The sequence below is a fragment of the Vibrio sp. 10N.261.51.F11 genome, assembly GCF_041471665.1.
GTDB classification, from domain to species: domain Bacteria; phylum Pseudomonadota; class Gammaproteobacteria; order Enterobacterales; family Vibrionaceae; genus Vibrio; species Vibrio crassostreae_C.
Genome location: NZ_JBFROW010000037.1, coordinates 129,335 through 153,527 on the forward strand (window position 1 = coordinate 129,335; position 24,193 = coordinate 153,527).

At 44.5% G+C, this 24,193-nt stretch carries 11 protein-coding genes; 8 read left to right on the plus strand and 3 right to left on the minus strand.

The window, feature by feature from the left end; translation table 11 throughout:
• Positions 1-82 precede the first annotated feature (82 nt).
• A complete protein-coding gene (locus tag AB4351_RS13240; RefSeq protein WP_017059700.1) occupies positions 83-1,024 on the minus strand; it encodes a bifunctional precorrin-2 dehydrogenase/sirohydrochlorin ferrochelatase in 942 nt (313 codons plus the stop codon).
• A 480-nt stretch (positions 1,025-1,504) separates the two neighbouring features.
• Between AB4351_RS13240 and AB4351_RS13245 the strand changes: the two genes are divergently transcribed.
• From AB4351_RS13245 to AB4351_RS13270, 6 genes are all read left to right on the plus strand, one after another.
• Positions 1,505-2,533, plus strand: coding sequence for an amino acid ABC transporter substrate-binding protein (locus tag AB4351_RS13245; RefSeq protein WP_017059701.1), 1,029 nt, complete (start codon positions 1,505-1,507; stop codon positions 2,531-2,533).
• Positions 2,534-2,604: 71 nt separating this feature from the next.
• The gene (locus AB4351_RS13250; RefSeq protein WP_017063829.1) at positions 2,605-3,810 is read left to right on the plus strand and encodes an amino acid ABC transporter permease; all 1,206 of its coding nucleotides are present in this window, start codon (positions 2,605-2,607) and stop codon (positions 3,808-3,810) included.
• Between the two features lies 1 nt (position 3,811).
• The gene (locus AB4351_RS13255; RefSeq protein ID WP_017066317.1) at positions 3,812-4,909 is read left to right on the plus strand and encodes an amino acid ABC transporter permease; all 1,098 of its coding nucleotides are present in this window, start codon (positions 3,812-3,814) and stop codon (positions 4,907-4,909) included.
• Between the two features lie 22 nt (positions 4,910-4,931).
• Positions 4,932-5,696 (plus strand): amino acid ABC transporter ATP-binding protein, encoded by a 765-nt coding sequence (locus AB4351_RS13260; protein WP_017059704.1) that lies wholly within the window; start codon positions 4,932-4,934, stop codon positions 5,694-5,696.
• A gap of 282 nt (positions 5,697-5,978) precedes the next feature.
• Positions 5,979-6,644, plus strand: coding sequence for a Bax inhibitor-1/YccA family protein (locus tag AB4351_RS13265; RefSeq protein WP_372126238.1), 666 nt, complete (start codon positions 5,979-5,981; stop codon positions 6,642-6,644).
• A 160-nt stretch (positions 6,645-6,804) separates the two neighbouring features.
• Positions 6,805-7,134, plus strand: coding sequence for a TusE/DsrC/DsvC family sulfur relay protein (locus tag AB4351_RS13270; RefSeq protein WP_017057205.1), 330 nt, complete (start codon positions 6,805-6,807; stop codon positions 7,132-7,134).
• 59 nt (positions 7,135-7,193) lie between these two features.
• On the opposite strand, the gene yccX is transcribed toward AB4351_RS13270, so the two are convergent.
• Positions 7,194-7,481 (minus strand): acylphosphatase, encoded by a 288-nt coding sequence (yccX, locus tag AB4351_RS13275; RefSeq protein ID WP_017059706.1) that lies wholly within the window; start codon positions 7,479-7,481, stop codon positions 7,194-7,196.
• Between the two features lie 88 nt (positions 7,482-7,569).
• On the opposite strand from yccX, the gene AB4351_RS13280 reads away from it, so the two are divergent.
• Positions 7,570-8,973, plus strand: a complete 1,404-nt coding sequence (locus AB4351_RS13280) for a methyl-accepting chemotaxis protein (protein WP_017068925.1) — start codon at positions 7,570-7,572, stop codon at positions 8,971-8,973.
• Positions 8,974-9,102: 129 nt separating this feature from the next.
• Complete coding sequence (locus AB4351_RS13285; protein WP_372126241.1) at positions 9,103-10,296, plus strand: class I SAM-dependent methyltransferase; 1,194 nt, start codon at positions 9,103-9,105, stop codon at positions 10,294-10,296.
• Between the two features lie 87 nt (positions 10,297-10,383).
• On the opposite strand, the gene AB4351_RS13290 is transcribed toward AB4351_RS13285, so the two are convergent.
• On the minus strand, positions 10,384-24,135 hold the full coding sequence (locus AB4351_RS13290) for a tandem-95 repeat protein (protein ID WP_372126243.1): 13,752 nt from the start codon (positions 24,133-24,135) through the stop codon (positions 10,384-10,386).
• Positions 24,136-24,193: the final 58 nt, after the last annotated feature.

Here is a 24,193-nt window from a genome sequence, read left to right on the forward strand (position 1 = left end):
TGGTCCAGCTTTAGTTTTATTCCGAGCCTCTAGCCGATTTCAAACAACCAGAAAGCTCTCATTTCAACTAGAAGCAATTACCTCAACTGAGTACTTGGGCTGCTGACAATTTTAGGTCTTTGCCGACCAACAGATTAAACTCTACGCTTGCTGGTGGAATAAACACACACACTCGTAATTTCTCTGCTCTTGCTTGCTCAAGCTTTGTTGATAGCTCTCCGCTGTTGGCGTAGCTCTCTCTTTCTGCATCTCGGCGGCACAGGTCGATAAATTCAAATGGACAATCGCTCGGTGAAAGTACGAGCTCTGCCTCCTGCATCAAACGTAAAGCCTTCATAGACAACAGCTCGACATCTTGCTCGAATTCAATCCAAGTGACCTGCCCTTCGCTATCAATGCCTTCGGTTAGCGCTTGCTGGTAGTAAGACTCTAACTGCTCTCTGTCATTCACCTGCTCGATAAAGCTGGATGACAAGAAACGCTCCCAAAATTTACGACGCTCGTCGACGGTTGGGAATGACTCTTTGATTGAATTGCGTTTTGATGCACCGAAGTCTGCTATCAAACCTATGTTTTGTGGCAATACCGTTTCGAGTTTTTCTCTGATATTTCTTACTAAAACAGGTGATGCCCCGCCACTAGAGATGGCAATTTGGATTCTGCCGCGATTTATCATCGAAGGTGTGATGAAGTCGCAGTAAGGAAGATCGTCAACCACATTGACTAAAATGCCCAGTTTTTTCGCATCATTATACACTTGGTGATTCAAGCTTGGGTTGTCTGTTGTGGCCCAAACCTGCAAGTAATTTTTCGATATGATCTGTGACGAGTAAAAGTTTTGAACCCAGTGAAGCTTGTTCTCGTCCACAAGCTGCTTTAAGTAAGGCGCTACCTTGGGAGACACCAAAGTCACATCCGCTCCCGCTCGTAGTAAGCTATCGACTTTACGGCAAGCAACCTCACCCCCACCAACAACTAAGATTGGCTTATTTTCTACATCCAAAAACATTGGGAAATAACGCATGTTCTTCCTTGAGACTACTTCAATAACTATTCAGCCATGCTACCAAATTTGGAGCATATTCATAACTATCGAAGTGTAATAAAAATATTTATTGACCAAATTTCAACATTTCTTAAGTTTAATATTTCATCATTGTGATGTTGATTCAGAATATTTATCTAGTCGATTATCAATATAAAAATCTAAATCTCGTTGCACCAACAGTGTGAACCGTTGCACTATTTACATTCACTTAACATTTGGTCATTCTAATTGTGTTCGGATTTGTGATTTCATTCAAAATTCTTTTTAAATTATACATTTGTGAAACTACGGATCCTTTCCTAACCTTATAAACAGTTGTTTAAATCGCACACAGTTTCATTTGCAAAATGCAACTCGTTTAATTTGAACAACAAGGTCATAGAAAACACAACACATAAGAGAAACTCAAACGAGCACGAGTATCAGGTGTCACCTGGTTAACAAGGAAGGATACAAATGACAAATAAACTAACACTTCTTGCTTCAGTAGTAGCTGCATCAACTGCGATGATGGCAACATCGGCATCAGCGGCAGAAAGCACTCTGGACAAAGTCACATCTCAAGGTTTTCTAACTTGTGGTGTAAGTACCGGTCTTCCAGGGTTCTCTAACCCTAACTCAAAAGGTGAATGGGAAGGAATTGATGTTGAGTATTGTCAAGCTCTTGCAGCGGCTGTACTCGGTGACAAGACTAAAGTTAAGTATGTACCTCTAACAGCAAAAGAGCGTTTTACTGCGCTTCAATCTGGCGAAATCGACGTACTATCTCGTAACACAACATGGACATTACATCGTGACACTGCTCTAGGTCTGAACTTCGTAGGCGTTAACTACTACGATGGTCAAGGCTTCATGGTTAAGAAAGAACTTGGCCTAACAAGTGCTCAAGAGCTTGATGGCGCTTCTGTATGTGTTCAATCAGGTACAACAACTGAACTTAATCTAGCCGATTACTTCCGTAACAGTGGCATGTCTTACAAGCCAGTGGTATTCGATACGGCAGCACAAACATCGAAAGGTTTCGACGCAGGTCGTTGTGACGTACTAACAACTGACCAATCTGGTCTATACGCACTTCGCCTAAACCTAGCTGATCCTAAATCTGCAGAAGTACTTCCTGAAATCATCTCTAAAGAGCCTCTAGGCCCTGTTGTTCGTCAAGATGATGATCAATGGTTTAACGTTGCTAAGTGGACACTTTCAGCAATGATTAACGCGGAAGAATACGGCATCTCCTCTAAAAATGCAGACGAAATGCTTAAGTCAAAAGATCCAAACATCAAACGTATTCTTGGTGTAGACGGTCCTAAAGGTAAAGGCCTTGGCATTCGCGACGACTGGGGTTACCAAGTAATTAAGCAAGTTGGTAACTACGGTGAGAGTTTTGAGCGTACTGTTGGTACAGGTTCTCCACTTCAAATCTCTCGTGGTGTAAATGCATTATGGAATGCGGGCGGCTTTATGTACGCTCCACCAATCCGTTAATAAATTTTCAAGCATCAATTAGGGCGGAGTTTTCCGCCCTATTTATTAAATGGATTTGAGGTTATAGTAGTATGAAACCTAATGAAACTATTTCTCCAGCTCAGGCAAAGCCACAGCCCAAAAGTGCCAACTTATTTTACAACCCCACTTTTCGCTCCATCATTTTCCAAATTATCGCCGTCGGGGCGCTTTGTGCTTTCTTTTACACGATTGTAAATAATGCACTCACAAACTTAGATTCCCGTGGTATCACCACTGGTTTTGATTTTCTCTCACAAGAAGCTGGTTTTGGTATCGGCTTAACACTGATTGAATACGACGAGACCTACTCATACGGTCGTACATTCTTTATCGGTCTTCTCAATACCGCTTTGGTTTCAGTACTCGGCATCATGCTAGCTACAGTGCTGGGCTTTAGTATGGGTATCGCTAGGCTCTCTTCAAACTGGCTAGTTAGCCGATTTGCAGCTGTCTACATTGAGATATTCCGAAATATCCCTCTGCTATTACAAATCTTTTTCTGGTATTTCGCCGTTCTACAAGCCTTGCCTTCTGCTCGTCAAAGTATGAGTCTAGGTGAAGCAATTTTCTTGAACGTACGCGGGTTGTACTTCCCTGCTCCAGTCTTTGAGCAAGGCAGTAGCATTGTCATCGCATCATTGATTGTCGGTATTATCGCTACGTTTATTATCAACATCTGGGCTAAGAACAGACAGAAACTGACCGGCCAACAAACACCGATGTTGCGAATTGCAGCTGCGTTGATTTTAGGCTTACCGTTGATAACTTACTTTGTTATGGGCATGCCTATCTCTGCAGATTACCCTGTGTTGAAAGGGTTTAACTTCAAGGGTGGTGTTACGATAATCCCTGAGCTTGCTGCATTGATGCTCGCTTTAAGTATCTATACAGCAGCGTTCATTGCTGAGATTGTTCGTTCAGGTATTAACGCGGTAAACCATGGGCAAACTGAGGCTGCGATGTCTCTAGGCATCCCACGTTCTAGAACTCTAAAGCTTGTCATTATTCCACAAGCATTAAGAATCATTATCCCACCACTAACCAGTCAGTATCTAAACCTGACCAAAAACTCATCACTTGCGATGGCCATTGGTTATCCTGATCTTGTCTCTGTATTTGCAGGAACAACACTTAACCAAACTGGACAAGCTATCGAAGTAATCGCGATGACAATGGGCGTCTACCTAACCTTGAGCCTATTAACGTCCGCTCTAATGAACATATACAACCGCAAAGTAGCATTGGTGGAGAGATAAGATGAGTACACATCAATTTCAACCTGATCTTCCGCCTCCAGCGAATACCGTTGGGCCAGTCGGTTGGTTAAGAAAAAATCTATTTAATGGACCTGTTAACAGCGTCGTCACTGTGATTCTTGCTTACTTTGCTTTCACCCTATTATGGGCAATAGCGGATTGGGCATTCATCAGTGCCGACTGGATAGGAACCACACGTGATGCCTGTACTAGCGAAGGCGCTTGTTGGGTTTTTATCAGCGTTCGTTGGGACCAATTCATGTATGGCTTCTACCCAGAAGCTGAACTGTGGCGACCTCGCCTCTTCTATGCAACGTTGGCCATTTTTGTAGCCTTACTGGCTTATGAAAAAACACCTAAACGTACGTGGATTTGGTTGTTCTTCGTCAACATCTACCCATTTATCATTGCTGGCTTGCTATACGGTGGCGTCTTTGGGTTAGAAGTTGTTGATACCCATAAATGGGGCGGCCTACTGGTTACACTGGTCATCGCACTTGTTGGTATTGTAGTGTCACTCCCTATTGGTGTTGCACTTGCTCTTGGGCGCCGCTCAGAGATGCCGATCATTCGCAGTATGTGTACCGTATACATCGAAATTTGGCGTGGCGTACCGCTCATTACAGTTCTATTCATGGCTTCAGTAATGCTGCCACTCTTTTTATCAGAAGGGACAGAAACCGATAAGCTCATTCGAGCACTTGTAGGGGTAGTTCTATTCAGTGCAGCCTACATGGCCGAAGTAATTCGAGGTGGTCTACAAGCAATACCAAAAGGCCAATACGAAGCAGCTGATGCTCTGGGGTTAAGCTACTGGAAAAAGACTGGGCTTATCATTCTACCTCAAGCTCTTAAAATCACGATTCCTTCAATTGTGAACACCTTCATTGGTTTGTTTAAAGATACCAGTCTTGTTTTGATTATTGGTATGTTTGATGTACTAGGAATTGGCCAAGCCGCGAATACCGACCCTGAATGGCTTGGGTATTCAACAGAAAGTTATGTATTTGTCGCGTTAGTGTTCTGGGTGTTTTGTTTTGGCATGTCGAGATATTCGATATGGCTAGAAAACAGACTTCACACCGGTCACAAACGATAATTAACAAGATCAAGGACGTATTATGACGCAGCAGACAGAAAACAACTCTCAAGGTCTTATGATCGAGTTGAAAGACATGAACAAGTGGTACGGTGAATTCCACGTACTTAAGAACATCAATTTAGAAGTTAAAAAAGGCGAGAAAATCGTTATCTGTGGCCCTTCAGGCTCTGGTAAATCAACGATGATCCGCTGCATCAACCGATTAGAAGAGCACCAAAAAGGTCATATCTTCGTTTCAGGTAATGAATTAACGGAAGACCTAAAGAACATCGAAGCCGTGCGTAGAGATGTCGGCATGTGTTTCCAACACTTCAATCTGTTTCCACATCTGACGGTATTAGAGAACTGTACTCTGGCTCCAATCTGGGTCAAAAAGATGCCAAAAGAAGAAGCCGAAGCGATTGCAATGAAGTACCTAGAGCGCGTAAAAATCCCTGAGCAAGCGGACAAGTTCCCAGGTCAGCTTTCAGGTGGTCAACAGCAGCGTGTAGCTATCGCTCGCTCTTTGTGTATGAACCCTCAAGTGATGCTGTTTGATGAGCCAACGTCGGCGCTCGATCCAGAAATGGTTCGTGAGGTGTTAGACGTAATGGTTGAGCTTGCAGAAGAAGGCATGACGATGCTTTGTGTAACGCACGAGATGGGCTTTGCTAAAGAGGTCGCGGATCGCGTTATCTTCATGGATGCCGGTGAAATCATAGAAGAGAACAACCCTGTCGATTTCTTTGAAAATCCACAATCAGACAGAACGCAGAACTTCTTAAGCCAAATCTTACACCACTAATGTGTTATGATGCATAAACTACAGAGGCGGCTTAGGTCGCCTCTTTGTTTTCAGTGTTATAATTAGTTTTTCAAGATTATAAACAGCGATTCAGTGCGATTAAAATTGAACAACGAACCTTAACTGCACTTTAAGAAATGCTTTGTTACACCTTCAGAAACACTTAACCGACTATTTTGATTATTATTTTACGTATACAAGAGGAATGAGAGACTTGATTTTTCGAACTTTCACCCCCATAAATGTACTAATAACTATTGAAGTCACCTTACGAGGAAGATTATGAACAGCCCTATGTTTTCACGCACAGCATCTCAAGAAAGTGCTCTGCAAACCAATAAAGTGTTGCGTAACACCTACGCATTACTGTCTATGACACTACTTTGGTCTGCTGTTGTAGCAGGCGTATCCATGGCGATGAACCTTCCTCGCCCGAGTCTTATTATCATGCTAGTTGGCTTCTACGGCCTACTTTTCCTAACAGAAAAGAACCGTGACAACAGCATGGGTCTAGTCTTCACATTCCTATTTACAGGTTTCTTAGGCTACACCATCGGTCCAATCTTAAACATGTACGTTGGCGCAGGCATGGGTGATGTCATCCTAACTGCACTTGGCGGTACAGCACTGGCGTTTATGGGCGCATCAGCTTACGCACTAACAACTAAGCGTGACCTGTCGTTCCTTAATGGCATGCTATTAGCGGGTTTCGTAGTACTACTTGTAGGTATGGTTGCAAACATCTTCCTACAAATGCCTCTACTATCATTGGCAATGAGCGGTATGTTCATCCTGTTCTCGACTGGTGTTATCTTGCTTACAACGCAAAACATCATTCGTGGCGGTGAAACAAACTACATCTCTGCAACGATCAGCTTGTACGTATCGATCTACAACATCTTCATCAGCCTACTAAGCATCCTAGGCATCATGGGCAGCGACGACTAATCGTTCCCATCATTGAAGAATATCTAGCCCAAGAGCCTACCTCTTGGGCTTTTTTGTATCTATAAGTACGATATTTCATTGGATAGCTACAATTTCTGTTGAGAAAGACAAACTTGGTCATGTACCCTATCCGCATAGTTAATTGGATTCTGGATTAAACATGTTTGAATATAACGGCAAGCAAATCGAAACCGACGCTCAAGGCTACCTATTGGATTACACGCAATGGGAAGAAGGCATGATTGAAATTCTTGCTCAAGACGAGGCGATTGAACTTACAGATGCACACTTAGAAGTCGTACATTTTGTAAGGAGCTTTTACGAAGAGTTCAACACCTCACCAGCGGTTCGCATGCTCGTTAAAGCAATGGAAAAAGCTCACGGCCCAGAAAAAGGCAATAGTAAGTACCTTTTCAAGTTATTCAAAAAAGGCCCTGCAAAACAAGCGACCAAGCTCGCCGGTTTACCTAAACCAGCAAAGTGCTTGTAAAACCTAACCCGCTTTAGGTCATTAAGTTACGTTCAATATAAAATACTGTAGTGCTACAACTACAGTATTTTAAACGCCCCTATGCGTACGTCTTGGCGCTCACTATCTTTAACTTGATGCATCACAACGTTGTCTACTGTTGCGCTCGAAGGGCCAATATAGAGCCAAGCATGTAACTTCTCAATTTGCTGACTCTCTCCGACAACTAACACTTCAACTCGACCATCATTTAAGTTCTTTGCATAACCTGAGAGACCCATAGCTTGCGCCTGCCTACTGGTGTGGTAACGGAACCCAACACATTGAACTACGCCTGACACGACAAAAATATATTGTGAACTTTCCATAACGTTGCCTCATAAATTATATGAATGATATAGTCGAGTTTCTATTCATTCACCGCTTATTGGTGGACTTACTTCGAGTATAACGATTATGAAAGAAATCCCATTTCGTTGGATTGACAAATATCTCATTCACCTAAAAATCCAAGAAAAGTTCTATCTACTCTTCTTATTGCCTCTTCTCGCCCTGGTTATATTAACTCTCGTTTTAGATAGTGCCGCGGACTCTTTACTTGCTCACCTTTATCAAGAAGAAATGCTCTTGATGAAAGGGCTTATCGAAGCGGGTCAACTCACTAAAGATCAAGTAGCTCAGCTTGTCAGCAGCTCTGAAACCATCTCTTTAGGCTACGGTGCTGGTTCTGTTTCAGTGATGAATGGAGCGTTCAGCCTAGTTGCTAACCATGACCAAAACCTTTGGTCTGCTCTATCGACGACTCAGGTTTCTATCATCGCTGTAACCCTAACGCTTATCGCACTAGGTGTTTACTACATCATGACTTTCATTGGCGGCGCGATGTTCTCTATGAACAAAGCTTTGAACACCCTAGCGAATGGCGACTTAACTTGCCGTATGAACTACTTCTTAGTTCGTGACGAGTTTAGTGAAATCGCGATTACAATCGATAAAGTCGCTGAACGTGAACAAAACATGGTTCTATCAATCCAAGAGTCTGTCGCTCTCATGCAGCAAATCAGCTCGGACTTGAACCAGTCAACACAACAAAGTTCAGACATCTCAGGTAACCAACAGGAACACCTGAATAGCTTGGCAAGTGCAACGGAACAAATGGCGGCTACCATTCGTGAAGTCGCTACCCTTGCTCATGAGTCTAGTTCACAAACGATGGACGCTCGCGGCGTTGCTCAGAGCGGTCAAGTCAAGGTTTCAAATACACTGGAGTCTATCTCTAGCCTATCTCAAGAGATCCAGTCCGCTTCACAAGCAGTAGAAGAACTGGATGCCAACGCAGCGCAGATCGATGAAGTAGTCACAACCATCAACGGTATTTCTGAACAGACTAACCTGTTGGCGTTGAACGCCGCTATCGAAGCCGCACGTGCTGGCGAGCAAGGTCGTGGATTTGCTGTTGTTGCCGATGAAGTTCGTGCCCTTGCCGGTCGTACTCAGCAAGCAACGGTTGAAATCCAAAGCATGATTGAATCATTACAACGTAACAGCCAATCACTGACCAAGCTGATGGAAGTCACGGTGAACAATGCTAATGAAGGCCAAACACTGATGTCAGAAGTGAACGTCGAGATCGGTTCATTAGCGGAAAAGAACCAGTCTATTTCAGATAGCAGCACTCAAATTGCTACCGCAGCTGAAGAACAAGGCGTAGTTGCTGACAACATTGCACAAAGTGTTGAAGAGATTCGCCATCAATCAGACAGCATCTGCGAGATGATCAGTAAGAGTAATTCCAATGTTGACCAACTTCGTAAACAAAGCGATACGATGGAAGGTTTACTGACAGGTCTTAAAGCTTAATACTGTTCTCCAACCACAATGTGTTGATTAATCATTACTAGGGCTGCTTTTGCAGCCCTTTCTTATTTGCTTTTCACCTGTACTTCCCCGACAATACATCTCCTTCAAATTCAACAAACAGAGTAAATTATGACTCCTTCAATTCATCTAGCTAAAGGCCGAGATAAATCACTACGCCGCAAACACCCTTGGGTATTTTCACGCGGTATCGATAAGGTCGAAGGCGAACCAAAACAAGGTGAAACTGTAGACGTATATGCTCAAAATGGTCAGTGGCTTGCAAAAGCGGCTTACTCACCAGAATCTCAAATTCGAGCTCGTGTTTGGACATTTGAAAAAGAAGAGATCAACAAGGCGTTCTTCGTAAAACGAATTCAAGACGCACAGTCTTTACGTGAGGACATTATCGAACGTGATGGTCTAACGGGCTACCGCCTAACGGCCGCAGAATCTGATGGCTTGCCAGGTATCACAATCGACAAATACCAAGACTTCCTAGTTTGCCAACTGCTAAGTGCTGGCGCTGAATATAACAAAAGCGTATTGGTTGAAGCGTTAATCGAGTGCTTCACAGACTGCAACATTTACGAACGCTCTGACGTAGCAGTTCGTAAAAAAGAAGGTCTAGAACAAGTTGTCGGTGTACTGCACGGTGAAGAACCACCGAAGTCTATCGTGATTGAAGAAAACGGCGTTAAGATCAGCGTGAACATTATGGAAGGCCACAAAACAGGCTTTTACATGGACCAGCGTGATAGCCGCAAAGAATCGATGAAGTACGTTAAAGGCAAAGATGTCCTTAACTGTTTCTCATATACAGGTGGTTTTGGCCTTTACGCACTGAAAGGCGACGCAAAGCGTGTTATCAACGCTGATGTATCTCAACTTGCTCTTGATACAGCTAAGCTCAACGCTGAACTTAATGAGTTTGATATCTCGAAAAAGCGCGCTGTGTTCCTAAACGCTGACGTTTTCAAACTGCTTCGTGAATACCGTGACCAAGGCACTAAGTTTGACGTAGTGATCATGGACCCACCAAAGTTTGTTTCAAGTAAGAACAACCTAACTTCAGGCGCTAACGGCTACAAAGACGTTAACATGCTTGCGATGCAAATCCTGAAACCAGGTGGCACTCTACTCACCTACTCTTGCTCTGGCTTAATGGGTACTGATTTGTTCCAAAAAATCATTGCTGATGCAGCATTAGATGCAGGCCGCACTGTTAAGTTCGTAGAACGCTTCGAGCAAGCAGCCGACCACCTAACAGACACTGCCTACCCAGAAGGTTTCTACCTGAAAGGTTTTGCTTGTAAGGTTCTTTAAATACAAATTACCAGTCTAAGAAACAGCGTTACAGTTCATAAAAAACCGAGATTCTTCAATCTCGGTTTTTTATTAGTATCAGCAAACTCAATCGTCTTTAATAACTAGGATGTCAGACAAACTATTCGTCAAGTCTGCAGCGGAGAGGCCATCAAATTCAATTTTAACTTGCTGCCCATCTTTTTCTACAACCATGGCGGAGTTAACTTCGCCTCCTTCAACCTCGATGTTGTCTAACAACTCAGTGACTTGTTGTTGAGTTGGCGCATCAGCAAATAAGTCAGACAAATCAACCTTATCTCCTTCCGCGATGCTAAAATCGGAGATTCGATCGGTACTTCCATCTAAATCACTATCAACCCACTTGAATATATCAGCGTCATCACCACCAATAAGGATATCGTTTCCGAGACCACCAATCAGCGTATCTTGACCAACTCCACCTTTAAGTGCGTCATCACCACTCCCACCATCTAAGTAGTCATTACCAGTACCACCATCGATAGCGTCGATACCTGCTTGTCCGTAAACTGTATCGTTACCGTCACCAGTGAAAGCAATATCGATGCTGTCATTCTTATTCATACTTGGTCTATAACTATCGCCTTCCGATACAAAATCATCACGCTCAGCCGCACCGTCTTTAGGGTTCTTGGCTAATGACTCACTCCCCCCAAGGTAAACCGTGTCGTTTCCACCTCCTAGTTGAACGTAATCACCACCTTTGCCAACATCAACAAGGTAATCGGTGTTTGTATTATCAAACGTTGATGTTCTCTCATTTTCTGTATTCCCAGCAGAGAATTGATGCTTCTGCCATTGAAGGTCAGCTCCATCTACGGTAATCGTGTCGGTGACATCTCCAGAAGAACTAATCGTGGTTGGTGTTACGGGCTCAGGAACCTCAATTTCTGCAGTTGCCGTAGAGCTTGCAAATTTGTCCGCTCCCGTAACATATTGCTCTTCACTAACTGCTTCAACTGTAATACCAAAATCACGATTTCCAGTATAATCCGCCGGGAATACTAATTGAGCACTTACCGTCCCCACAACTCCAGCTGCATCAACAGCAAGTGCAAGTATGTAATTACTTGTACCATTGACTGGCGTTTGCAGTACTCCATCTACATACAGTTTCGCCCCTGACGGAATACCACTCACCGTAACCGAATCACCTTTAATGATTTCACTGCCATCCGTATCTTGCAAAGAAACCGTTATATCGACAGAGATTTCCTGTTGTTGAACAATACGATAGCTTCCATCTATGTTGTTTAGTTCAACGATAGCATCAGAGAAAATCAATCGTTCAATTTCATATAAGTGGTCTCCATTTTCATCAGAAGGAGTATATTGATCATTAGGTGTATCGGTCCCCTTCGTATCTCGCACTAGCCAGTGGCCGACACCTCCACCATGATCGCCTAGAACTGTGATTATGTACTGAGAAACTGGACCTGAGTAAATTACAGTGTCATACCCATCGACACCTATATCACTGGTAGTTTCATCACCTTCAATTTTGTCATTTCCAGCGCCTGATACGAACCAATCGTTGCCCGCACCACCTATATAGTGGTCCGAGTCCTGACTTTGGTCACCAACATAAAGCTTGTCCTTAGATCCGCCTTGATGTAAGTGCTCATGAATATCCGCGTTAAGTACTCTGCCTTCCTCAAAACCATCTAATTTAAGTTCTGTAAGTAGTGTGTTTTTCTCTGTAGTAGTCAACTGGGAGAACCCAACAAGTTCTTGATATACGTCGATACCGTTGGAAAAGGTAATATCCCCAATGGAAACAGCTACTAATGGGGCATCAGCCACAGGCGTAATATCTACCGTAAGCGTATGCTCTTCTGACGTACCATTCTCGTTTACAGCCTTGAACTTAATTTCAGCGTAGTCATTCGATTTATTGCCTACACCATCAACATTAAAGCCGTCATAACCAGATTCGTTAGCATCTGGATTAAAGCCGATCACGCCTGAAATTAATTGAGCCGATGTAATCTGACTCGAGTTTAGTGGCTGCCAATTTGGCTCTTGAACAGTACCAAGGTTAATCACCAACGCTCCATCGAGTGGTTGATGAGTTATCACTATATCGTTGCCAGACTCAATCCCAAAATCATCAATCGATAGCACTAAAATAGTATCTTCTTGTCCAAAGGCTTCCTTACTCTCAGCATCCGGTCCAACAGACACTGGATGAACAATCAAGTCGAAGGCCCCGTTCGAAATCTCACTGGTATCTCCGACAATCTCGTCTGAAATCGCTTCAATCTTAACGTTATAAGTGCCTGGCTCATCAACCTGAATCATCAGATCAGCGAGCACTGTTTCGGCAGTACCATTTGATGTTAACCAAGCAGATATATCAACTTCACCATCAGCATTAACAACAAGCTCCTGATCTCCAAGTTTAACAATTGAACCTTCAGGCAAACCGGACACGACGAGTCTCAACGTCTCTGAACCATCGGTATCAACAAGCTGCGTAGTTATCTTAGAGACATTGATAAAGGTATCTTCCAGCCCTTCATTAATATCGAACGCTGGGTAATAACCACCCTCTAAGGATTCATGTTCAACCTGTGCCCCGATATTAACTTTATCCTCAAGCGAACTTACATCCGGAACAATATCGAAGTTGTCCGTGTTAAAGTCTACGGGTTCATTACCACCAACTGCGACACTGATAGTGGCATTACCTGGACCAGCCTCGTTGTCGTGGAATGCAGTAATTGTGTACCAACCAGATGCCGATGGTACAAAGGCTGAAGACTCATAGGTACCGCCTCCGCCCCAAGTTTGAGAGGCCATGGTTTCACCACCGACTTCAAGTCTAAATGAATCATCTGCATGACCGCTAAACACGTATGACTCACCAGCAACTAGGAATACCAAACCAGTAAGTTTGCTCGAAATGTTTTCGATAGCTGGAGAGTTCTGAGTGCCAAAGTCTGGCGTCTGTGTAACTTCTGAAGTGTTGGCAACACCTGCAGACTCGATTGCTTGTTCAACAACGTCCGGAGCGACACCGCTACCATTGTTGTAATCAAAGTCTAGGTTCTCCCATTGCTCTAACTTAAAACCTTCATCTAAATCTACATTTGGTGTTTCTACAACTAACTTGGCAAGTGTCGTATCAGGGCGAATATCAATCGACATCGTCGTACTAGAGCTGGTGTTGATGCCATCAGAACTGTGGTAGTTAAACTCCGCATAATCTTGCTGATTATTACCAGTTACTACATTATCTTCATCAAACATTGATGTACTAGATTCATAGCTTACTGGGTTGAATATCAAGAAACCTTGTTCTACCTGCTCTTGGCTTACTGGTACACCTGTACCAATCGTTTCAGTATTTAACAGAACCCATTCATCAGTAGATTCGTTGTACAGATACATATCACCCGCACCTGGAGCACTAGTGATAACAATCGACAATTCGCTGGAATCTGCATCAGAAACGTTGAAATCGGCCCACTTAAACGTAATCGATGAACCTTGGGCTTGTGCCTCATCGCCAATGACATGTGAGTCCTGTGCTTGCGGTGCTTCATCGTTATCAATGATCGTCGCAATACCTTGCTTACCATCCACTTCGAGCGTGAAGTTCTCATTTAACTCATCAATGCCGTCTTCGTTAGTTGGTACCTTGATGTCAAACGACGTTACTCCCGCAGGCACAACAAGCTGACCATTAACAAGCGTCACGCCCTCAGTGAACTCTACGTTGTCGGTGAAATCTTTGTTATCACCGAGCTCGGCAGAACCGGAGTTTAACGACCAGTCGAATCGAGTCTCTTGACTGCTTGTGTTAACTAGGTTCACGGTGAAGACGGCTATATCGCCTTCAATTACTTGTTCATTATTTAGATTAACCGCGTTGCTCACTGTATCGATAATTGGAGCTTCATCGTTATCAGTAATGCTACCCACTGAGGATTCACCATCAACAGTCACGGTGTAGGTTTCAGCGATTTCATGGAGACTGTCATCAATTGTCGGAATCAAGATTGCAAAATCCTTCACTCCAATTGGGACAATCAGTTTGCCGCTTTGCTGATCATAGGTGACGCCATTAGTAAAACGAACCTGACTCAGGTCGAGATCTTTTTCTTCACCCGAATCATTCGCAGCATCCGTGTTCTTACCAAAAGTAACGTCCAACGCAGATTCAACAAGTGCACTTGAATCCAGAGTTACTTTAAAGCCAAGGTCATCACCTTCAACTACTGAGTCTGCTAGCAGGTCTACAGACGCAACACTAGAAGGGGTCGGTAGAGGGTTGACGATAACATTAACTTCAGCACTCGCGATTTGGCCATTATCATCAGTAATCTGATATTTAAACGTTGTTTCACCGACAAAGTCATCGCCAGTTAAATCAAAGTATACGATGCCGTCTTTGATATACGCATTACCTTCCGTTTCACCGTATACATAGGTAATACGTAGATTGTCGCCATCTGAATCGATATCGTTATTTAGAAGCTCAGAACCGATAATGCCAGCAAGCTTCGATGTTGGAATCTCAAGAATGCCGCCTTGATTCACTGCATATGCGCCTTCACTAGAGGCTTTAAAACCAGTTAGGAAGTAATCTGACGCATCATTATCATGCGTTGCTTGGTTGGAATACTCAGTTGCTTCAAATACCACAGTATCAAATGCGATTGGCGTACCATCAGGAGTAAGCGGTGTTATTTCGTAAGTACCTTTATTGTTACCGTCTTCAGCAATAAACGTATCACCTGCAACCGCTACGCCATTGAGGTACGCTACCCAACTGCCTTGTTCATGGTTATCAGTGAAATCACCGTCATTACCTTCGTTTTTAAACAAGTTAGATACTGAAAATGTAAACTGAGTCGCAGGGCTATCTAAATTGATTTCAAACTTCTCAGATTGCTGTTCTGCACGATCATATTCAATCTGAGCACCCAATCCACCCACTTTGCCGGCAACACCAATCTTAATACCGCTGTGTGCAAAGTCTTTATCTTGGCCATTGAAGCTGGCACTCAGCTCTGCACCTTCAGCCGACCATGGAGAGTCGTTGTCTTCACTGAACTCACCCAGTTTAACTTCGAAGCCTTGCGGATCGTTATTCGCATTCAGGTCACCAGACTTATCGATAGTAACTGTCTTAACTTCACTTTCGTTACCATCACTGTCTACCGCTTTATATTCGAATGAATCTGACGCCTTAGCTTCAAGAGAAGTCAGCTCCCAGTTACCTGGTCCTTGTGTGCTTGCTTCCACCGAAACAATCTCAGCACCTTCAGGAGCGACAATCGTGACATTTTGATTATTGTGGGTGTCATCATAAAGGAAGGTTTTGTCTTCTGTGACACCATTACCATAATCAAAGGTGACTGTAATCTCGGCTCTTGATTGAACACTATCATCAGCATTTGGGGCAAACCAGCCACCCAAACCGCTTAGACCAACCGTTACTGAGTCCGCTGGACGAGAAGAGAAATCAATGTTGATTACCTCATCTTGGTGAATACCGCGATTAGTCGATGCAATACCGAAACCCATATGGCCTTGCTGGCTGTTGTTCTGTACTAAAGGCTTGGCGTCAACGTTATTTCGACCTTCCGAGGTAATGGTGACGACATCACCATTATCAAACTTCAGTTCGCGAGTATACGCATCTACTTCATCACCCCAGTTATGAAACTCTGCAGTGCTATGAGGGCCTTTATCTAATGTGGATGTATCATCAACACCTAAGAAGAAGCCTGTTGATTCTTGGTCATCTTCATAAACGATGTTGTTAGGATCTGCATACGTCTGCCCAACTACCACTTCAACCTTGTTATTACCATCGACATAGTAAAGAGTTCCTGAATCAGGTAACTCTGTGATGATCACACCGAGATTTGTATCTGCGTCATTATCGTTATCATCTTCGTCATCAGAAATATGGTCTGTACCATCTCCTTCGATAGCTCCCATTCCGGTATCGAAAATAACTTGCGAAGAGCCATCTGCATTGAGAGAAATAGAGAAGTCTTCAGCTTTTGGCGGGTTATCATGGCTGTCGTCAATAGCTACATTTTTATCAGCGCTAGACGTATCTAGCTTCTCAAATACATCGGTACCATCTTGAGTTACGGATACAACACTAACGTTAAACTCTTGTCCGACTTCGTATTCGTTGTCTTGTTCAGTTTGAATCTCAAAGGTCGCTGTATTTGTATTTGCGTCTACGTTTACAGTTATAACTTCAACAATATCTTCATTGCTCGCGTTTGTGTAAGAGTACTGAAGAGTAACCACACTATCTTCAGGCACTTGCTCACTTAGCGTAATCGTAAATGGGCTTGTCTTATCACCCTCAATAACTGAATCGGGACCAGTCAGCCCAACTGTAACGGTATCTTTATCATTTGTGTCTGTCTCATCGACAATCTTAGCTGTATCTGAGTCCTGTTTGTCATTTTCAACAAACTCGCTAGTTGAGCTAGCTTTTAGGGTTACAGTCTCTTCACCCTCAAGCAATTTATCATCAAGAACCTTGATGAAGACTTCTAAGCTACCCGAGCCGCTAGCAATAATTAGATCGGCAAGCTCCTGCTCTGAAAGCGCTTTATAATCTTGTCCATCTTTAACGTAGATCTTGTCTTCGTAATCGACACCTTTAGTTGCAGTATCCCCTGCCGACCCTAGTGTAAGAGCAAGACCAACGTTCTCAGAGACAAGCTCATCTAGGTTGATTTCAAATGATAAGAAAGCATCTTCTGCTTCTGTCACTGGTTGGCCAGCAGTAACTGTTAGCTCAGCAACAGGTAATACATCAACATTCACTACAACCGTATCTGTACCACCGTTACCGTCCGACACGGCAACAACAAATGAATCATCTCCATCAAACTCGTTGTTCGGAGTGTACTTCCACTCGCCCGTTTCAGGGTCGATCTCAACACTACCGTTTGTAGGTTGGCTCACCGTGTAAGTCAGGTCAGTGTCGTCAATATCGGTTGCAGTAACCTTACCAGATACAGAGTTATCCTCTTTAGTCGATACACTTATTTGATCAGTATCGCCAATCGGCACTCCATCTTTGACAAATATTGGAGCATCATTTTCTGGAGTGACATTAATCGTAACCACGGCGGAATCAGTACCACCTTTACCGTCAGAAACTGTGTAAGTAAACGTAGCGATACCATTGAAGTCATCCGCTGGAGTGTAACGAACGGTCTGAGAACCATCTTGTAGCTCAACTAACTCAACCTGACCGTATGTTGGATCAATCACTAAACTATCTAAAATGATTAACGTATCACCATCAACATCAGAGTCATTCGAAAGTAACTCGCTACTAGGTATATCGAGAGTTACATCTTCTTGTGTCTGAAGATTTTTAATCACTTCTTGAAATTTGATATTGTCTAGATAAGTCCCACTCTTGTCGCCTTCAGTGCCAACTTCTCTAAATGAAAGGGTATTTGAACCATCTCCACTCCCACCTAATAATTCCAATAACTGGGTTTGCATTATGTTACTTTCAGGGGTGATCGTAGCAACAACTTCGCCGTTCCAAATGACCTCAAGCTCAGCACTCGGCAATCTTTCGTACATTGCCGTATCAAAAGACAGTTGGTATAAGGTACCGCTTTCTACACCTTGAATTTGTTGAGTAAGGGTTACATTGTCACCATTACCTTCCATATCAATCATACGATCGCCGTCTGTTTCATCAACAGCATAGCCTTCTTGAACTGAATCTAAAGCACCAGTTCTTGCATCGTAGGACCAACCATCTAGTTGGTCGATTCGAGAACCCCAACCGGCATTTGATACCGATTCATAGTCTTCAAAGCTACCATTGACGATCAGGTTATCACCTAACGCTCTTGAATCATCGTTCGCGATAGGGTCATCATTTACTGGTGTGACATTAACGGTCACTGTCGTAGTGCTTTTTTCACCATGAGTATCAACAATGGTGTATTCGAAAGTCGCTTCACCATTGAAGTCTTGGTTAGGTTCAAACACGACATTGCCATCTATCAGCAGAACAGAACCGTTTGTAGCATCGGTTGCGTTGACAGAAAAAATGGTTATGTCATCCCCATCAACATCGAAATCATTGGCTAACAGCTCACTACCACTAATAGTAAGAGCCTGATCTTCTTCCGTTATGAGTTTGGGTGCATCTATTCCGGTAACTGTAATGTTATCGATAAACGCACCAAGCGAATCAGATTCACCCGCACCAGCAAAAGCGATTAAAGTAGCATCACTACTAACATCAAACTCAGCATTTACTTGATACCAACCTTTGTTATCCGGACCATCTAGTGTTACAGAAATGCCTTCTGGAGCAGTCACTGTTCCATCCGCATGCAGCGTAATAGTTGTATTCCCAACAGTAAAAGTCATATCAGACGACGAGTTGCCGTCTTGGCGAGGGTTATAATCGAACTCTACCCTTAAAGAGTCTTGATCCGACGTATCAATTGATGTCGTCATCACCGTATTTTTATGTGGGTCTAGCTCTGCGTAAAAATCACCGTCGGTAGCATCAACAATTAAGCCGTCTCGCTCAATCTCTATACCATTAGTAAAGTCCCATACCTCTGATGGGTCTTTAGAAACAACCGTCCAACCCGCTGGGTTTGCCATATTTTCAAATGACTCGGTAAGCAATATGGTTTCTTGAACGTTTTTGTAAGAATCACTAATGGCTACAGGCGCATCGTTGACTGGCGTCACCGTCAAGTTGAACGTGCTGTCTACCGGTGTGCTGCCATCTTCGTTGCCGTCTTCAACGTTAATATCGAAAGACGCCGACGTGGTTTCGCTGCCGTCATGTTTAAACGTCACTTTACCCGCCGCCAACTGCGCCACCGTAAAGCTGCTCGACGCGACGCCGTTCACTAAGATTGTGCCGTTACTCACGTTGCTGACCGTGAAGCTCACGCCTGTGTCCGTATCGTCAACGTCCGTGTAGCCAAGATCTGCCGCCGTGATGGTGTAGCTGCCTGCTTCATCCATTTCACCCAACAGATCGCCTGTCAGCTCCGGCGCATCATTCACTGGCGTAACCGTCAAGTTGAACGTGCTGTCTACCGGTGTGCTGCCATCTTCGTTGCCGTCTTCAACATTCACATCGAACGACGCCGACTTGGTTTCGCTGCCGTCATGTTTGAACGTCACTTCACCCGCTGCCAACTGCGCCACAGTGAAATGGTTCGACGGAACACCGCCGACTAAAATTGTGCCGTTGCTCGCGTTGCCGACAGTGAAGTTCACACCTGTGACAGTATCATCAACGTCCGTGTAGCCCAGATCCTCAGCCGTAATGGTATAGCTGCCTTCTTCATCCACTTCACCCAACAGATCGCCTGTCAGCACTGGTGCATCGTTCACAGGAGTGATATTAAGCGTAACTTCTGCTTCATCTTCCCCACCGTTCCCATCGGTCACTTTATATTTAAAAGTTGCCTCACCGTTATAGTCGGTATCCGGTGTGAATGTAATTGTATTGTCTGTGTAGTCGACAAACAGTTCACCATTAGCCGCGGAGGTAATTGAACCGACAACAATTGAGAGCTCATCACCATCAATGTCAGTATCATTCGCCAACAACTCATCAAAAGAAATCGTGATAGACGTGTCTTCAGCAGTAACAAGTTTAGATTGATTAATACCTGTCACTGTAATGTTATCTAACAACGCACCATAGCTATCTGAAGCTCCAGCACCTGCAAATGTAAGGTCCGTAACGTCCCCTTGGACTTCGAACTCAGCCGTGATCTTATACCAACCATTTGCGTCAGGTTGCCCTATTTGGACATTAAGTCCGTCGGCACCCGATAGAGATCCATCGGCGTGAACAGTAACTAACGTGTCACCGACTTTAAACGTCATGTCAGAAGATGAATTACCGTCTCGTCGAGGGTTGTAATCAAATTCAACACGCACGCTATCTTGGTCTGACGTATTAATATTTGTTGTGATCGCGGTGTTTTGATGAGCATCAAGCTCAGCGAGGTAGTCACCGTCTGTCGCTTCAGCTATGAGACCGTCACGCTGAATCTCTAGACCATTTGTTGCTTCCCAATCATCTAGTTCGTCGCCAGTTACTACAGTCCAACGACCTGTGTTTGTCATGTTTTCAAAGGACTCAGAGAAGAGCAGCGTCTCACTATGAGTTTCATATGTGTCATCAATCGCTACTGGACCGTCGTTGGTGCCTGTCACGGTAATGGTTAAGGTATTGGTTTGATTGACCGTGCCATCGCTTGCGGTGTAGGTGAACACCACGTCCGCGGTCGCTCCTGTGGCCAACGCTTGAGAATCGCTGCCGTCCGCCACAAAGCTGTAGCTGCCATCGCCACGAATGGTCAATGTGCCGTAATCATTGCTTATCACTGTGTCGCCACTGTCTGCCACGGCGGTTGCGGTGCCCGTAGTACCGTTCAAAATACCCGTGACGTTCAATGAGTCGCCATCGACATCGCTGTCATTGGCCAACACGCCGTCTTCTGCACTGACCGTTAAGGTCGCGTCTTCATTCACCTCGCCCACATCGGCGGTTAACTGAGGCGCATCGTTGGTGCCTGTCACGGTAATGGTTAAGGTATTGGTTTGGTTGACCGTGCCATCGCTTGCGGTGTAGCTGAACACCACGTCCGCGGTCGCTCCTGTGGCCAACGCTTGAGAATCGCTGCCGTCCGCCACAAAGCTATAGCTGCCATCGGCACGAATGGTCAATGTGCCGTAATCATTGCTGATCAACGTATCGCCACTCTCTGCCACTGCGGTCGCGGTGCCCGTGGTACCGTTCAAAATACCCGTGACGTTCAATGAGTCACCATCGACATCGGAGTCATTGGCCAAAACGCCTTGTTCTGCACTGACCGTTAAGGTCGCGTCTTCATTCACCGCGCCCACATCGGCGGTTAACTGAGGCGCATCGTTGGTGCCTGTCACGGTAATGGTTAAGGTATTGGTTTGGTTGACCGTGCCGTCGCTCGCGGTGTAGGTGAACACCACTTCCGCGGTCGCTTCTGTTGCCAACGCTTGAGAATCACTGCCGTCCGCCACAAAGCTGTAACTACCGTCAGCACGAATGGTCAATGTGCCGTAATCATTGCTGATCACCGTGTCGCCACTCTCTGCCACGGCGGTCGCGGTGCCCGTGATGCCGTTCAAAATGCCCGTGACGTTCAATGAGTCGCCATCGACATCGGAGTCATTGGATAGTAAACCGTTACCAGCACCAACGGTTAAAGTTGCGTCTTCACCAACCTCGCCGGTATCGACATTGAGTTCGGGCGCGTCGTTTACAGGTGTGATATTTAATGTCACTGTCGCTTGGTCTTCGCCACCATTTCCATCAGTGACTGTATATTGGAATGTGGCCTCACCGTTGTAGTCTTGATCTGGTGTGAATGTGATCGTTTCGTTTACATAGTCAACCGATAATGTGCCATTGACCTCAGACGTTATTGAACCAACAACAATTGAAAGAACATCACCATCGATATCAGTATCATTCGCTAACAACTCTGCGAATGGGATCGTAATAGGCTCATCTTCACGCGTAACGAGCTCAGGTTGGTTGATCCCCGTTACAATAACGTTGTCAATCAAAGCCCCAAGACTATCTGAAGCACCATCTCCTGCAAATGCTAACTCCGTACTATCAGCTTGCACCTCCAGCTCGGCGGTAACACGGTACCAACCATTAGCATCTGGTAGGCTTATTTGAATATCAAGTCCATTAGCACCGGAAAGGGTCCCATCCGCATGTACCGTGACCGAGGTGTCACCGATTTTAAAGACCATATCAGAAGACGAGTTACCATCTTGGCGAGGGTTATAGTCAAATTCAACCCGAATACTATCTTGACCTGAAGTGTCTATAATCGTTGAAATTTCAGTGTTTTTGTGAGCGTCGAGTTCAGCAAGATAGTCACCATGAGTTGCATCAGCAATTAGACCATCACGCTGAACCTCTAGCCCGTTGGTCGCATTCCAGTCGCCAAGATCATCACCAGTCACAACTGTCCATCTGCCAGTGTTTATCATTTGTTCAAATGACTCGGAGAAAAGTAACGTCTCGCTACTTTCGTTGTAACTATCATCAGTTGCTTTTGGTCCATCATTTGTGCCAGTGACCGTAATAGTTAAGGTCGCAGTATCCATCCCCCCCTTACCATCACTTATCGTATAAGTGAACGTTTCAGACACCTGCTCACCAGCTTTTAAGCTATCCGCATTATCAGCAACGTAGTTGTAACTACCGTCTTCGTTAACAATCAGAGTACCAAAGCTACCGGTTAATCCAGATCCTACAGTTCCAGCTGTGCTATTTGATGCATTTTCAGCACCTGTCCGAATACCAATGACTTCGAGGTTATCGCCATCAATATCGCTATCATTTTTCAGTAACCCTATTGATGCATCTACTGCTAAAGTCGCATCCTCGTTAATAGACCCACTGTCATTGCGAGCGATTGGCCTGTCGTTAGTACCGGTGACAGTAATAGTCGCGGTCGATGTGATCGGCTCGCCACTTTCATCGCTCATCGTGTACGTCACCACGACTTGCTCTGTTACACCTACTGGCAGGTGATCAAAATCTTCGCCAGTCGCTTCAAACACTAGTTTATTATCAACGATGGTCACCAGACCTTTGTCCGAGCTCACATTGTCTAAGGTAAAGGTCGCACCATCGTCTAAATCGGTGTCGTTAGCCAACACATCTACGGTTACTGTGCTGTTTTCTTCCACTGCACTAGTGTCGGCGTTTGCGATTGGAAGGTCATTAGTGCCTGTGACTGTGATAATTAACGTTGTTGTATCAGTTGCACCTTGGTCATCAGTTACTGTGACTGGTACTTCAATCTTTAGTTCTTCACCTTCGGATAGATAACCATAAGAAGACGCATCGAATTCATAACTACCGTCTTCGTTTAAAGTTAGACCTTCAACTAAGGTGTCCGTAGTAAACACTAGTGGTTCACCTACAGGTTGATCTACATCCGTAGCATTGATGCTACCGCTAATAACCTGGTCCTCTAATAAGGAACGGTCCTTAGGCTCTGCTACTGGCGCATCATTCACTGGCGTAACATCAATTGTGACAGTTAACGTGTCTGTCAGACCAGTTTCATCCGTCACGATAACTTGGAAGCTATCTGGACCGTTATAGTTTGCATCTGGAGTGTATTGCCAAGAGCCATCTTCATTTAGGGTAAGGCTACCGTTAGAAGGGCCCGATTCAACTGAGAAGGTAAGAAGGTCATTATTTGCATCGGTCGCAGTTAACTGGCCGCTTAACAAAGTATCTTCTGGAACAGATGCACTTAGTGCATCTTCAAGCGCGCTAAAAGAAAGGTCTACAAAGATTGGCTCTTGTTGTGCGAAACGGAATTGCTCTAGAAGGCTCAGGCTTTGAGTTCGCGACATGCCCAGCGCTTCAAATCCCGTTGTTATAAATTCGGTTGCTGGGATCGTTTCTTCACCGTCTCGCTCTACAGTCCCACTAGTTGCCAAGCTAGAACCATTTTGACCAGCAGCGGTAGCGAACTCATCTCCTAACTCAGTAGGGTCTTCACCTTCTTCTAATGCGGCAAAAATATTTGCGATATCCTGGTCTAGTTCAACTTCACCGTCTTCAGGTGAAAAACGCTTAACTGATACCTGAGGTTCATTAGGTCCATTTTGAGATTCAAGAGTTACATCTCCAGCCTGTAGAGGCTCTCCCTCTTCGAGTACTCTAACCGTGCCATCAACTGAAATAACCATGCGCTGACCCAATGCAAGAGCACCGGTCAAATTCAATGCTGTAATGTCCATATCAACCCCTAAAAACCATTTTCGCTTGTCACGTCAACTTTGTGACATCTTATTTATA

Coding starts and splice junctions, on each gene's coding strand:
- AB4351_RS13240 (WP_017059700.1), bottom strand. CDS start 1,024: ATGCGTTATTTCCCAATGTTTTTGGATGTAGAAAATAAGCCAATCTTA.
- AB4351_RS13245 (WP_017059701.1), top strand. CDS start 1,505: ATGACAAATAAACTAACACTTCTTGCTTCAGTAGTAGCTGCATCAACT.
- AB4351_RS13250 (WP_017063829.1), top strand. CDS start 2,605: ATGAAACCTAATGAAACTATTTCTCCAGCTCAGGCAAAGCCACAGCCC.
- AB4351_RS13255 (WP_017066317.1), top strand. CDS start 3,812: ATGAGTACACATCAATTTCAACCTGATCTTCCGCCTCCAGCGAATACC.
- AB4351_RS13260 (WP_017059704.1), top strand. CDS start 4,932: ATGACGCAGCAGACAGAAAACAACTCTCAAGGTCTTATGATCGAGTTG.
- AB4351_RS13265 (WP_372126238.1), top strand. CDS start 5,979: ATGAACAGCCCTATGTTTTCACGCACAGCATCTCAAGAAAGTGCTCTG.
- AB4351_RS13270 (WP_017057205.1), top strand. CDS start 6,805: ATGTTTGAATATAACGGCAAGCAAATCGAAACCGACGCTCAAGGCTAC.
- yccX (WP_017059706.1), bottom strand. CDS start 7,481: ATGGAAAGTTCACAATATATTTTTGTCGTGTCAGGCGTAGTTCAATGT.
- AB4351_RS13280 (WP_017068925.1), top strand. CDS start 7,570: ATGAAAGAAATCCCATTTCGTTGGATTGACAAATATCTCATTCACCTA.
- AB4351_RS13285 (WP_372126241.1), top strand. CDS start 9,103: ATGACTCCTTCAATTCATCTAGCTAAAGGCCGAGATAAATCACTACGC.
- AB4351_RS13290 (WP_372126243.1), bottom strand. CDS start 24,135: ATGGACATTACAGCATTGAATTTGACCGGTGCTCTTGCATTGGGTCAG.